Source organism: Bacillus sp. S10(2024), from assembly GCF_050473865.1.
Taxonomy (GTDB): domain Bacteria; phylum Bacillota; class Bacilli; order Bacillales; family Bacillaceae_G; genus Bacillus_A.
Genome location: NZ_JBFLUR010000002.1, coordinates 2,935,269 through 2,948,384, shown reverse-complemented (window position 1 = coordinate 2,948,384; position 13,116 = coordinate 2,935,269). Strand labels below are relative to the sequence as shown.

Below are 13,116 nucleotides of genomic sequence, written 5' to 3'. Positions count from 1 at the left end.
TTGATGCAATCAAAATGGTTTAATCGTTGGAAGGATGCTAAAAATTCAAAGCTGCGTATATATTGTTTTTTACATGCTGGTGCTGGTACAACAGCATTAAAAGATTTTGCAATGGCATCCCCTAATTGGATTGACGTTGTAGCAGTACGACTTCCAGGACGTGAAAGTCGCTTTCTAGAAAATTTACCAGAAAGTATAGAAGAAGTTGTGAAAGAAATAGCCATTGAGATTAAAAAAGAATGCAAGAGTCATAATATCCCCATTTTACTTATGGGACAATGCTCTGGGGCATTACTTGCATTTGAAACAGCTATAAATCTTGATACAGATATACAACTTCAAGGTGTTGTGCTTTGCTCTCGTCCTTCACCAGATATTGAGCTCGAAGAAATAAATTTAAATGTACCTGATCAAATATTTATGGACGAAGTGATTAAGATAGGGGGAATTAATCCGGAGATTCTTAAAGAACAAATGTTATTGGAGATAATGTTACCAATTTTAAGAAGTGATTTTCAAATGGTAAAGAACTATTCAATTTCAACGGATAAAAAACTTAAGAGTCCTATCTTAACAATCAGAGGAACACAAGACAAGGAAATTACAAAAGATGATTTAAAAGGATGGGGAAAATATACTGCTGGGGCTATTGTAGTTGAAGAAATTGTAGGTGGGCATTTCTTAATAAGTGAAGAATCAGAAGAGCTTATTGAAAAAATAATCTGGTTTAATAATTTTGTTAATAGCGTAAAGGCTTAAAGGGGGGATATTATGCAATTAAAAGCTCTAGATATTGTTGTTTCTAATGGTACGCGTGGATCAGAGGATATTATTTTGCGTGCACTCAATCTAGATGTTGAAGCAGGGAAGATTATTGGAATAATAGGGAAATCAAAAACAGGAAAATCGACATTGGCAGCAGTTTTATCAGGTCATTGTGTTCCGGAAATTGGAAAGGTGTTATTAAGTTCTGAAAAAGTTATTAAACGGGGACTTTTAAGTAATAAGAATACAAGAATCAGAAAGACATTTTTTAATAAGTTGGTAAATGATGAGATAGATTTGTATAAGGATCTATCTAAAGCTATTAAGAATAATCCGGATATATTAATTATTGATGATGCGGAAATATATCCGGAAAATGATTTGGAATTGTTATTGAAAATTCGTAAGGAAAAAGGTGTTACAACGATATTATTATCAAGTACGGAGGGGTTAATTAGAAAGTTTGCACAGGATACTTATATTCTTGAACACGGAAGACTTATTAAAAGCTCAGTGAAAAAGAAAAAGTCAGAATTTATTGTCTTTAAAATTGATGAATTATATAAAAAAGTGGTGAAGTCACTTAATAGCGCCGGCGTATCTGAATCAGATGCAGAATCTATTAGTAATGTTTTAATCGATGCAGAAATTCGAGGTCATTCTTCACATGGCGTTGGTTTACTTCCGGTATATCTTCAGCGTGTTGCAAAAGGTGGAATTAACCCAAATGTAAAACCTGTCTTGGAAAAAGTATTTGGTTCAGTCGGGGTTATTAATTCTCAAGGTGGATTTGGTCAATTAGCAGCAATTGAAGCTGCCAAATGGTGTGCAGTAAAAGCAAAAGAATGTGGAATTTCCGCAGTAGGAATTCGTAATAATAATCATATTGGTATGCTTGCTGCTTATAGAAGACCATTTCAAGACCATAATGTTGTTGGATTACTTTTAAACATTTCTGGTCCATCTGTTTCAGCACCTGGAACAGTTAAGGCTACTTTAGGCAGTAACACATTTTGTTTAATAACTCCAGAAACAACAAAACAGGAACCTTTTGTAGTTGACTTAGGGACTGGAATTGTCGCAGCAGGAAAAATAAGAAATGCCTTGGCTAGTGGAAAGGAAGTTCCAGAAGAGTGGGTAAGAGATAAATACGGAAAACCAAGTTCTAATCCTTTAGATCTAGACAACGGGGGTTCAATCCCAGTATTTGGAGGGTATAAAGGATTAGGTATAACCATAATTGCCGAAGTACTTGCTGGAATGCTAGGTGGTGGAACTATTAGTCCTCGAGTTAACAAGCAGAGGAAAAATTTAGATTTACCAATGAACTGTTCACAGTTATTCATTGGATTATCAATAGATGCGTTTGACACAAATAATATAGATTCTTTAATTAAAGAATTAGAGAATGCTATTTTAGATGGGTATCAAGTTCCTCCTCAACAACCTTATTTTCCTAATCAAATGGAAATGGATTGTACGGAACGAGCTCATCAAAAAGGTATAAGCGTCCCATTACAAATTGTAGAAGATTTGGGGTGGCTATAATGAATGATCCGTTACAAAATGCAATAATAGGGTCTGCACCTGGATGGCCAATTGTATTATATTTTCATCATGTGCATCCATCGATAAAGCACTATACATCTTTAACACCAGATGATTTTAAACGTGCAGTTGATATTGCGTTAAATTTTATTGGACCTGCACTAAATCCGCAATCTCTTTCAACTGAAATAACATCAAAAGAACCAACTGTCTTATTTACTTTCGACGACGGATATAGGGACAATCTTGATTTCGCTTTACCTATATTGGATAGTTTTGGGGTAAAAGCTATGTTCTTTCCTATAGTCAATAAAATTACAGAACTTCAGAGTAGTTCTCATAATCTAGAAGAGAATTTTATGACATGGGCAGAAATAAGTGATTTATTAAGGGCCGGTCATGGCATTGGAGCACATACAATGACACATCCAATGTTAAATACTTTATCTTTAAAAGATGCAAACTATGAAATTAAAACATCAATTCAAGAAATTTCGAATCGGTTAAATCTTAATTTAGTTCATTTTGCATACCCGTATGGGTTTCAGCCAACAGAAACAATACTTTTTCCTGATAGTACACTTGCTTTTGGTACAGTAAAGGCACTGGCTTGCCCTTGGAATGAAAATCCTTCAAATATTAGACGTACATACTTCCCTACGGGCTTCAATGATAGTTGGGAAAATCTTGCTAAAGGATGGAGACTACAATGGCACAAATTACAGTGATTATACCAACTAGGGATCGATTAAAAGACCTTTATCGATGCCTTAAGGGATTATCGGATAATAATTTACAATTACTAGAAGAGGTTATTGTTATTGATGATGGGTCTAAAATTCCAATTACTTCTTTAAAAGAACAATTTAATTTTAATCTTACATTAATTCGCAATGATACACCATTAGGCGCTGCAGCTAGTAGAAATCTTGGAAGTAAATTTGTAAAGTCAGAAATTATTGCCTTTCTAGATGATGATGCAATACCTTCGCCAGACTGGTTAGATATTATCTCTAAAGAAATGTTAGTAAATAGAGGTGGAATTACTGGTAGAGTTTTAGGTTTCGATACTGACTTAGTTTCTAAAGCAAGACAAGCTAGATACAACAAAAGATACACAAGCTTAAAACACAGTGAGTCAGTTAATTTCTTTTCAGGGGGTAACTCTGCAGTTTGGACAAACAGTTTTTTGCAAGTTGGAGGATTTACTCAAAAAGGAAGCGGGGGGGATAATGGGCTAGTGTTAGATCTAGCACGTCTAGGTTTTAAAATTCATTTTATACCCGAATTACTAATTTTACACCGTAATAGTAAAGGGATGAAAACGGCTATTAAAGAGGCCTATTACTCTGGTATTCAATCTTCAAAAAAAATAAAATACTCTGAGTTAATATATAGGATTAAAAATAGGGATGGTGCTGTTGGAGAATCCAAAAGAGTATCAAGTATTAATTTTTTCTTAAATTTAGTACATCTTTTTGGCCGAACCCAAAATAACAAAGTAAATTAAGGAGGTTAAGTAAGTGAGTATTAAAATGGCGGTTGTTGGATATGGAGCGGCAGGAAAACAACATGTAGATGCATTATTGGGGTTAGAGAAAGCAGAATTATATTGTGTATTTGAAAGTAATGAAAATGTAGATACAGGGGGAATTTCTAGGAAAAGTACATGGCAGGATGTATTACATGATGAAAGAGTAGACGCGGTTGCATTATGTGTACCACCAGGAGGACGTGCTGAATTAGCTTCTCAAGCTATGTTAGCTGGAAAATCTGTACTACTAGAAAAGCCACCTTGTCTAAGCGAATCGGAATTAGAGTTGCTATTGGAAACTGCTATAAAAACTAAGACAACATTGGGTGTAATGTTGCAACATCGTTATCGACTACCAAAAGAGATTCTTGAAATAAATTGGAATGAAAAAACTACTGCAATACTAGAGGTTTCTCGTCCACGTGAATCAAGTAGATATTTTACAAATTGGCGTCAGGATCCTTTGAAATCTTTAGGTGGAATAACAGCACATCTAGGTGTTCATTATTTAGATTTAGCATGTTTAATGCTTGGAGAGCCGATTTCTCTAGAGCAAAGCGGAAAAAGAAATATTGTACCCGGAGTAGATTTGCGTACAACAGGGTCTTTAAAATTTTCAAATGGTTCAGCAATGGCCTTTATTGTTACAGGAGAAGCCAGCAAACGTAATGAACGTTTAGCTATATTTGGAGATGACAATCATTTAATTATTGAAAATGGTCACATTACTCTTGAAAAAAATGGGGAAATTCAAAAATATTATCCGGATGGAACAACATTAGAAATGAGAAAGAGATGTTATGAAGATTTTGCTAATGCAGTTATAAATAAAGCTCAGCCTCAACTCTGTAATCTTCAAAGTGTTAGAGGTGTTACTAAGATACTTGAACAATTATCAAAAAAAGAGATGTGATATATATGGACTATCGAATCGGGTTTTCTTCTGGAACCTTCCCGGACTTAACTGCCAATGAGATTATAAGTATTTTGCATAATACAGGAAGTAAAACAATTGATCTTCGGGTTGGAAAAAGACAACGATGGGAAGAAGATGGGATTGCTCCATTTTTGGCAAATAATATTCAGATTGCCTTTATTGGAACTAGTGTTGTACTAGGAGATGAATATTGGAATGAAGAGCATTTGGAAATTTGGACTAGACCGTATCAAGATTATTCAATAAGAGTATTTGCAAAATGCGGTTGTACCGAAGGATGGAGGAAAAATCTTCTAATCAACCAAATTCAAACATTAGTTAAGATATTGGGTAGTGCGGATAAAATATTAATTGAAACGCATCATGGTTACAGTAATGTGGATGAGATATTAAGAATACATGAAATAACTGGAACCCATGTGCTATTAGATACAATGGGTTTAGCTAGAATCACAGATGATCCAGAATATGATGCAGGGAGACTAGCGCTAATTTCTAGTGCAATGCAAGTAAAAGGATTTAATTGGAGTGACCCCGAAAAATCGCTTCACTTACCACTGGCACAAACTGACATGGAAAGAAATTTGAAAATATTGAATTGTATTACCAAACATTCTTCAATCATCACAATTGAGTCAAGAGCAGGTGTACCATTAGAAGACATCTCAACATTAAAATCAATGTTGTCTCATTCAACTAGGGAGGAATAATTTATGAAATTAGCAATTATAGGTGATGAATTAGATCAAGATTTAAATAGAGTAGTAGATGCAGTATTAGAAAATGAATTCGAAGGTATAGAGGTTAGGTCTGTATGGAATACTCAGCCGGATAAATTATCAAATGAACAATTAAAAAAAATTCATAGGGTAATTAAAGATACAAATTTAACGGTATCTGGATTTGATTCTGCTTGTTTTAAGACATTATTGCCTCGCACCCAAAAAGAATTAGAAGAAGCTCGAAAATCTTTTCAACAAGCCATTGAACAAGCTAGAATACTTAATGCAGGTTTTGTACGAATTTTCACATTTTACAAAGAGGGATATCCGGATCCTTTAGCAGCTGGAAAAATTATAAAAGAGATTATTAAAGATATAGTTCCAGACGATATAGGAATTTATATTGAAACAGGTATGCGTACAAATACACCAACTATTCAACATATGCTAAAATGTTTTGATATTATTGGGGATAATCGATTAGGAATTGTATGGGATCCAGGAAATTCAATTTTTGCTGGAGCGTCCATTTCTCCTTTTCCAAATGATTATTTTGCTGGACGTGAACTAATTAAGCATATTCACATTAAAGACCCAATTGGTCAGAAAGAATATGTTCGTCTTGGAGATGGTGATGTACCTTGGTTCAATATAATCCAGCAATTAAAAGAAGATAATTATCAAGGATGGCTTTCCTTAGAAACTCACTGGCGTATTGGTAGGGTTCTATCTCAAGATGAACGCGATAATCCATGGTTCGATAGGTTTTCATTAGGTGGATACGAAGCGAGTATAGAATGTATGAAGAAACTTAAAAGATATATGAAAGGATTAGATCAATGAAATTAGATGATCAGTCACCCGTAATATTACTCGGATTTCAACGTTCTGGTACTACTGCACTTGCTTATGCATTAAATGAAGCTTTTGCAAATATCGGGGGTATTTTTACAGTTAATGGGAAATTGCTGTATTACTTAAATCGTTGGTTAACTCAAGAAGATTTATATTATCGTCATTTTAGAATAGATGAAATTTTATACTCTTTAAAAAGAAAATTACCTGGTGGAAAAGGCGTAGAAATTTGGCTGAATCAAGTCGAGAATGAATTACGTAAAGCCGCATTGGCAGTTGGTGATGGAAAACATAATGATACAACTATTTTAGGGCGTTCGTTGGTGGAAAATAGTTACAGTGGTTTTACTCGTTGGGGAGATAAATATAACGAATATTTACATCATATACCTCAAATCGACAAATTTGTCCCTAATGCACGTTATATCCTTTTATATCGTAATCCTTTTGAAATAGTAAATTCTGTTTTAGAATGGGATGGCGATCGTCCGTGGCGTCCGACAACGGAAATGGCCAATTTAGAGAAGTGGGCTAACTGGCATACTAATGTTTTAGAATTTTTTAATGGAATATCTTCAAATCGATACATTGTTATAAATTATAATCATTTGTGTTTAAGCGAAGAGACTGAGCGTTTATCGGAATTTTTAGAACTTGATTTACAGCCTTTTTTAATAAATATTAAATCGCGACGATTATCAGAAAATAACCACAACTTCCCATCGAAAATAGAAGATGTTTGGTCACAATTAAATAAATTACGGTTTCAAAATATGAACTAAAGGTGTCGGTAATGAGTAAGATTTATACAAATATAAAATTTAGAGAAGGTGTTTAATATGGAATATTCATATATTGGAATTGATCATGTACAATTAGCTGCACCAGCTGGGAGCGAAATGGAAGCGAGAACCTTTTTTGGTAAAATTCTAGGGATGCAAGAAATTACAAAGCCTTTAAACTTAGCGAAACGTGGCGGAGTTTGGTTTACTTGTGGAAAGCATCAGTTACATATAGGTATTCAAAAAGACTTTTCACCAGCCTTAAAAGCACATCCAGCCTTTCATATTAATAATTTGGCAGCGTTACACGATCATTTAATTAAAAATGGAATTGTTGTAAAGAAAGAGGAACCTCTGGAAGGGGCAATTCGATTTTTTGTAGATGATCCATTTGGAAATCGAATAGAATTCATAGAATGGCTAAAATAAAATATTTTTTAAGATAAGTTATTCAAAATTATGTTATTTATTATAAAAAAAATATTTTATATATGGAGGTAAAAAATGCAAAGGAAATTCCGATTCATGTTAAGCGCATGTTTTCTTGCAGAATTTGGACGAGCTGCATATTTTGTATTAATAACGTGGTTATTATATAGTATGACCAAAAATCCACTTTATACAGGTCTTCTAGTTAGCATGGGTTTTTTACCAGGGCTCGTACTGAATCTAGTAATGGGAGTAATTGTTGATCGATTTGATCGTAAAAGGTTAGCAATGAGTGCAAATATGATCTCAACTGTAGCAATGTTTATTGTTTTGATGACAATCGCTACTGATGTAGTTAAACCATGGATAATAATTGGTGTTCACATGTTATTACAGGTTACTGGTTCCTTATATCGCCCTTCTATGCAAGCTTTTGCTGCTGAAGCTTTTGAAGCAAAGGAACTACCAAAAGTATTTTCCCAATCAGGAGCAGCATCTGAAGTTGGGGCGTTACTTGGTTCCTCATCAGGAGGACTCATAACCGCTTATTTATCTAAAACAACGTCAATGAGTATTGTTGTCATTTGTTTTATATTTGCCACAATTGCATTACTTTTTATAAACAAAGAAAAAACGTATCAAAGTGGCAATAAAAAAGTTTCTGTTATTTCAGATTTTGTAGATGGATTTTCGTATTTAAAAAATAATAAATTCCTATTTGGATTGTTTGGTATGATGTTTGTTGGCCAGCTTGTTTTTCATAATAGTGTAGTTTTTCTATCTGTATATACCAAAGAATTTTTAGATAAATCCGTTACAATTTATGGTTTGCTTGACGCTACGATCTCGATTGGAGGGATAGTTGCAGGAATCTTAGGGACATGGTGGCTAAAAAGGAACAGTAATACTGTTGCCAGTCGTTCTTTAATATTAGTATTTATAGGATTATTATGCATAGGGTTTTCTCATTTGTTGCCAGTAGCATTTATTGGAGTCTTTTTAGTAGGATTATCTACAACTTGGATTCGTGTACTATTACAATCTATCCAGTTAATGGCTACAGATTCCGCTTTTCACGGAAGGATGGCAAGCTATCGGATGCTATGTAATCAGGGTTCTGTTGTAGTTAGTGGACCAATTTTGGGATGGATAGCATCTGATTATGGAGTGAATAGTGCTTATTTAGCCTTGTTGTTACCTGTGGGGTTATGCTTTATTTTTTCAATTTTACAAGCTAAGCAAAAACGTTTCATACAAGTAACAAGTTCTATATAGTTTTTAGACCTATTTAATTGTTTTGAAGAAGATATTTTTATTTTTTTTTGAAAAATTTTGATAGTAATAAAAATATCTTCCTATTTATGATTTAGATATTATATGGAATCTTTTTTAAGATATTAGAAAAGGATAATATGTGCTCCTGAAACTTTTCCATTAGAAATTAACAAGTCGTCGAGAGGGTTTTCGTTAGTAAAACAATGAATGTACTTCCTGTGATATTTCAAGTAATTTAACAGTTGTTGAAAAAATTGTATTTTATCGATTATTTCAACTGAATAATGATTTTGATATTAGTAGGTTTTTTTAAAAAAAGTATAATACTTTTCAAGGATTTTAATTTCTACCATCAATATTCTTATTGCAACTGATAGATGATAAAGGAGATTTGTATAATGGTTATTGTTGCGTTTAGTATAGCTTTATTCTTCGCAATGAATATTGGAGCAAGTGGTGGTGCAGCAGCGATGGGGGTTACATATGCTTCCGGAGCTATAAGAAGCAAATTTATTACACTTCTTCTCTGTGGGATCGCAATAATACTCGGTTCGGTGATTCAGGGACAAGAAATAGTCAAAACAATAAGTTCAGGTATTATTCCTGAGAATCTTTTCACAGTTAAAGTGGTGATTCTAATTTTAATAGCTGCTTCATTATCGCTGTTCTTAGCAAATTTGTTTGGGATTCCACTTTCTACAAGTGAAATTACTATTGGTGCAGTCGCCGGAGTGGGTATTGCTTATCATGTTTTATTTGTAAAAAAACTGTTATTTATTGTATCCTTTTGGATTCTTACACCGATTCTAGCATTTAGCATTACTTTCTTCACTGGGAAATTTATTTACTATCTTCGGTCTAAATATCCAAATATGGAGAATGGAAAATTGCAACCTGTATTTACAATTCTTATAATTTTTGCGGGATTATTTGAAGCGTATTCAGCGGGTATGAAAAATGTAGCAAATGCAATAGGCCCCTTAGTAGGAGCTCATTTAATTTCATTAGAAAAAGGATCTTTAATTGGAGGAATATTTGTTGCTTTAGGAGCACTTTTTTTAGGGCGTAGAGTAATTGAAACTAACGGAAAAAAAATTACTTCTATTTCAATTCTTGAAGGGATCGTAACTTCTTCAACAACTTCCTTACTAGTGATTACTGCTGCTACTTATGGGATTCCTTTACCAATTACTCAAATAACATCATCTTCTATTATTGGCATCGGTGCTGTCCAAGAAGGTGTGAAAGTATTTCAAAAAAAAGTAGTTATCCAAATGTTAAAAGTTTGGGCTGTTGCTCCATTCATTTCATTTCTACTTTCCTATACTTTTATAAAGATTCTCATGAAGAGTAATTTGTATACTGTATTTATTGTTATCGCTATAATTATCGCAATAATCGGAATTCTAGTTCTGTTAATGAAATTAAATATAGTAAAGAATCGGGAGGTTTATTAAGATGAGTACAATTACTGCCCATGGCGGCTTTCTAATTAATAAAATTAATGATAAATATAATCTAGCGCACTTGGAAAAAGAGATTGAGTTGGATAGAACTGCACTTAGTGATTTAGAACTAATTGCTAATGGAGCATATAGTCCACTAACAGGATTTCTAACCAAAATAGATTACGAGTCCGTTATAGAAATGATGCGTCTATCTGATGGTACTGTTTGGAGTATACCCATTACTCTAGCGGTTACAAATGAAATAGCTAGTGGACTTTCACTAGGTGAAGAAGTTCGTCTAATAAATGAAGGAGTAACATATGGAGTACTAAGAGTGGAAGATATATATATTTCGGATAAAGAAAAAGAAGCACAGTATGTATATGGAACAACAGATACTAACCATCCTGGTGTAAAAAAATTATATGAACGGCCCTCAGTTTACCTGGGAGGACCGATTACTCTTGTAAAAAGGATACCTAAAACAAATTTTTCATCATATTATTTAGATCCCAAAGAAACAAGAAAAATCTTTCAAGAGTTTGGTTGGAAAACTGTAGTTGGATTCCAAACACGTAACCCAGTACATCGTGCCCATGAATATATTCAAAAGGCAGCATTAGAAACAGTAGACGGACTTTTTTTAAATCCTTTGGTAGGAGAAACAAAAGCAGATGATATTCCTGCAGATGTACGAATGGAAAGCTACGAGATACTACTGAAGGAATACTATCCGAAATCACATGTTTTTTTAGCGGTTTTTCCAGCTGCTATGCGCTATGCTGGTCCTCGTGAAGCTATTTTTCATGCAATTGTTAGGAAGAATTTCGGATGTACACACTTTATTGTAGGACGCGATCATGCAGGAGTAGGAAACTATTATGGAACATATGATGCTCAAAAAATTTTCTCCAACTTCACTTCCGATGAACTTGGAATTATACCTATGTTTTTTGAACATAGTTTCTACTGTGAAAAATGTGAAGGGATGGCATCTTCTAAAACGTGTCCACATAGTTCTGAGCATCATGTTATTTTATCAGGAACGAAAGTGAGAAAAATGTTGCTAAACAGAGAATTACCACCAAGTACATTCAGTAGAAAAGAAGTAGTTGAAGTATTGATTAGTGGAATCAAACAAAAAGCCTAAATTTGTTAAGGAGGATATATTATGGAAGTCAATGTTACATGGCATCACTCATCTATTACTAAAGAACAACGTCGTAAGAAAAATGGTCATCGAAGTTTTGTACTATGGTTTACAGGGTTATCTGCTTCTGGGAAATCTACATTGGCTAATACAATTGAAAAAAAAATGTTTGAGCAGGGTATTACCAGTTATGTGTTGGATGGAGATAACCTCCGACACGGTTTAAATAAAGATTTAATGTTTTCTGAGAGAGATCGAAAAGAAAATATACGACGTACTGGAGAAGTTGCAAAGTTGTTTGTTGATGCTGGTACCATAATACTGGCTGCTTTTATTTCTCCATATCGCGAAGATCGAGAAGCAGTTCGATTAATGTTAGATAAAGAGGATTTTATCGAGGTATTTGTAAAATGTTCATTAGAGGAATGTGAACGTCGTGATCCAAAAAAGTTATATAAAAAAGCTAGAGACGGAGAAATTAAAGAATTTACAGGGGTTTCAGCTCCTTATGAAGAACCTGTTTCACCAGATATAATCATTGAAACCGATAAGGAAACACTAGAAGAATCAGTTGATAAAATTTTCCATTTTTTAATCGAAAATAAATACTTACTTGCAGATAAATACATAGCTATAAACAAATAATTTGTAATTAAATAGTTTTATATCAAAATATTTGTCTTAAGGATAATGAAAAATTAAATAGATGAGAGAAGAAATGTATATTATTCTATTCGTTTTAATGGTAAATAATCAGTATTAAAACGAATAGATACCTTCTCAATGCTGCTAGCTTTATAAAAAAATAAGAATGCATTCTGTAAATATGGATAGTGTGTCTTGAAATTTGATGGGAAAAACATTCGCTTTACTATTAGAATTTGGTGCTTAATAATATTCTATTTGACAAAAATGTTTTTATTTTTTTCAATAGAAATTGCATATTAAATAACAGTTAAAACAGTTATAAAAAAAGGATTGAAAGATGGAAGAGGATAGAAATTAACTCAATTTTCAAATATTTTGTTGGACTATACGCTTAAAAATAGGTTTTCTTAGAAGAAATGTTATAATGCACGGGGTATCTTGGTAGTTTTTAGAAAATTAGAAATACTAAGAGCGGGAAAATAATAGATAGTAACACACAAATTTAGCTATCCTGCTGATTATAACTATGCATTTTGAACGCTACTTTATTGGTTTGAGAGGTTGGGGGCTAGACATCCTCTCTTAACATATTGGATAAATTTTGAAGATGAATGATCTAAGGAATCTTAATAGATTTAAGAACATTTAGATATGTAAGTAAAAAATGAATAGAAACATTCCTTTTAACTTATTTTGTTTATTCTAATGTTTTCATCCAAGACAACATTAGAATAAACAATATTTAAAAGGCACTGTTCATTATGTATTTAATTAAGGCCAAACTGGATCCGAAGTTGATGTTTCAGAAGCTGTATTAGACGTAGTATTTTTTGTGTCATTTGAAGCGGCATAAGAACTGGATGTTGAAAAAGATGTGAAAATTAATAAAGTTAGTGATAAAGAAAATAATAGTTTTTTCATATGAATCCTCCATAATATGTAAAATTTCTAGCCCTTTGTAACTATTTTATATAATATATTATGAATTTTCAATAAATTCTTTATTATTTTTTTAAATATATT

14 protein-coding genes are annotated in these 13,116 nt (G+C 33.1%); 13 read left to right on the top strand and 1 reads right to left on the bottom strand.

Translation table 11 applies throughout. From position 1 onward, the window contains the following. Positions 1 to 3: 3 nt before the first annotated feature. The 13 genes from AB1280_RS15060 to cysC all read left to right on the top strand — a co-directional run bounded on the left by AB1280_RS15060 (position 4) and on the right by cysC (position 12,090). A complete protein-coding gene (locus AB1280_RS15060) occupies positions 4 to 759 on the top strand; it encodes a thioesterase II family protein (RefSeq protein WP_429757350.1) in 756 nt (251 codons plus the stop codon). 12 nt (positions 760 to 771) lie between these two features. Next, positions 772 to 2,313 (top strand): Ldh family oxidoreductase, encoded by a 1,542-nt coding sequence (locus AB1280_RS15055; protein ID WP_429756322.1) that lies wholly within the window; start codon positions 772 to 774, stop codon positions 2,311 to 2,313. After that, positions 2,313 to 3,041 carry a polysaccharide deacetylase family protein gene (locus tag AB1280_RS15050; RefSeq protein ID WP_429756321.1) on the top strand — a complete coding sequence of 243 codons (729 nt, stop codon included), beginning with the start codon at positions 2,313 to 2,315 and terminating at the stop codon, positions 3,039 to 3,041. The genes AB1280_RS15055 and AB1280_RS15050 overlap by 1 nt, the downstream gene beginning before the upstream one ends. Further along, entirely contained in the window at positions 3,023 to 3,823 is an 801-nt protein-coding gene (locus AB1280_RS15045) for a glycosyltransferase family 2 protein (protein WP_429756320.1), read from the top strand. Before AB1280_RS15050 ends, AB1280_RS15045 begins: the two co-directional genes overlap by 19 nt. A 13-nt stretch (positions 3,824 to 3,836) precedes the next feature. Further along, positions 3,837 to 4,760, top strand: a complete 924-nt coding sequence (locus AB1280_RS15040; protein WP_429756319.1) for a Gfo/Idh/MocA family protein — start codon at positions 3,837 to 3,839, stop codon at positions 4,758 to 4,760. Between the two features lie 5 nt (positions 4,761 to 4,765). Beyond that, positions 4,766 to 5,494, top strand: coding sequence for a hypothetical protein (locus tag AB1280_RS15035; protein WP_429756318.1), 729 nt, complete (start codon positions 4,766 to 4,768; stop codon positions 5,492 to 5,494). A gap of 3 nt (positions 5,495 to 5,497) precedes the next feature. Next, positions 5,498 to 6,349, top strand: coding sequence for a sugar phosphate isomerase/epimerase family protein (locus AB1280_RS15030; RefSeq protein ID WP_429756317.1), 852 nt, complete (start codon positions 5,498 to 5,500; stop codon positions 6,347 to 6,349). Further along, positions 6,346 to 7,143 carry a sulfotransferase gene (locus AB1280_RS15025; protein ID WP_429756316.1) on the top strand — a complete coding sequence of 266 codons (798 nt, stop codon included), beginning with the start codon at positions 6,346 to 6,348 and terminating at the stop codon, positions 7,141 to 7,143. The genes AB1280_RS15030 and AB1280_RS15025 overlap by 4 nt, the downstream gene beginning before the upstream one ends. A 57-nt stretch (positions 7,144 to 7,200) precedes the next feature. Next, the gene (locus AB1280_RS15020) at positions 7,201 to 7,572 is read left to right on the top strand and encodes a VOC family protein (protein ID WP_429756315.1); all 372 of its coding nucleotides are present in this window, start codon (positions 7,201 to 7,203) and stop codon (positions 7,570 to 7,572) included. A gap of 75 nt (positions 7,573 to 7,647) precedes the next feature. Beyond that, entirely contained in the window at positions 7,648 to 8,847 is a 1,200-nt protein-coding gene (locus tag AB1280_RS15015; RefSeq protein WP_429756314.1) for an MFS transporter, read from the top strand. Between the two features lie 398 nt (positions 8,848 to 9,245). Next, entirely contained in the window at positions 9,246 to 10,304 is a 1,059-nt protein-coding gene (locus tag AB1280_RS15010; protein ID WP_429756313.1) for an inorganic phosphate transporter, read from the top strand. Position 10,305: 1 nt separating this feature from the next. Beyond that, entirely contained in the window at positions 10,306 to 11,445 is a 1,140-nt protein-coding gene (gene sat, locus AB1280_RS15005; RefSeq protein ID WP_429756312.1) for a sulfate adenylyltransferase, read from the top strand. A 21-nt stretch (positions 11,446 to 11,466) separates the two neighbouring features. After that, the gene (cysC, locus tag AB1280_RS15000; RefSeq protein WP_429756311.1) at positions 11,467 to 12,090 is read left to right on the top strand and encodes an adenylyl-sulfate kinase; all 624 of its coding nucleotides are present in this window, start codon (positions 11,467 to 11,469) and stop codon (positions 12,088 to 12,090) included. Positions 12,091 to 12,864: 774 nt separating this feature from the next. Here the strand turns inward: cysC and AB1280_RS14995 are convergent. After that, entirely contained in the window at positions 12,865 to 13,014 is a 150-nt protein-coding gene (locus AB1280_RS14995) for a hypothetical protein (protein WP_429756310.1), read from the bottom strand. Between the last annotated feature and the right edge of the window lie 102 nt (positions 13,015 to 13,116).

Coding starts and splice junctions, on each gene's coding strand:
- AB1280_RS15035 (WP_429756318.1), top strand. CDS start 4,766: ATGGACTATCGAATCGGGTTTTCTTCTGGAACCTTCCCGGACTTAACT.
- AB1280_RS15060 (WP_429757350.1), top strand. CDS start 4: ATGCAATCAAAATGGTTTAATCGTTGGAAGGATGCTAAAAATTCAAAG.
- AB1280_RS15015 (WP_429756314.1), top strand. CDS start 7,648: ATGCAAAGGAAATTCCGATTCATGTTAAGCGCATGTTTTCTTGCAGAA.
- AB1280_RS15050 (WP_429756321.1), top strand. CDS start 2,313: ATGAATGATCCGTTACAAAATGCAATAATAGGGTCTGCACCTGGATGG.
- AB1280_RS15030 (WP_429756317.1), top strand. CDS start 5,498: ATGAAATTAGCAATTATAGGTGATGAATTAGATCAAGATTTAAATAGA.
- AB1280_RS15045 (WP_429756320.1), top strand. CDS start 3,023: ATGGCACAAATTACAGTGATTATACCAACTAGGGATCGATTAAAAGAC.
- AB1280_RS15010 (WP_429756313.1), top strand. CDS start 9,246: ATGGTTATTGTTGCGTTTAGTATAGCTTTATTCTTCGCAATGAATATT.
- AB1280_RS15055 (WP_429756322.1), top strand. CDS start 772: ATGCAATTAAAAGCTCTAGATATTGTTGTTTCTAATGGTACGCGTGGA.
- sat (WP_429756312.1), top strand. CDS start 10,306: ATGAGTACAATTACTGCCCATGGCGGCTTTCTAATTAATAAAATTAAT.
- AB1280_RS14995 (WP_429756310.1), bottom strand. CDS start 13,014: ATGAAAAAACTATTATTTTCTTTATCACTAACTTTATTAATTTTCACA.
- AB1280_RS15025 (WP_429756316.1), top strand. CDS start 6,346: ATGAAATTAGATGATCAGTCACCCGTAATATTACTCGGATTTCAACGT.
- AB1280_RS15020 (WP_429756315.1), top strand. CDS start 7,201: ATGGAATATTCATATATTGGAATTGATCATGTACAATTAGCTGCACCA.
- cysC (WP_429756311.1), top strand. CDS start 11,467: ATGGAAGTCAATGTTACATGGCATCACTCATCTATTACTAAAGAACAA.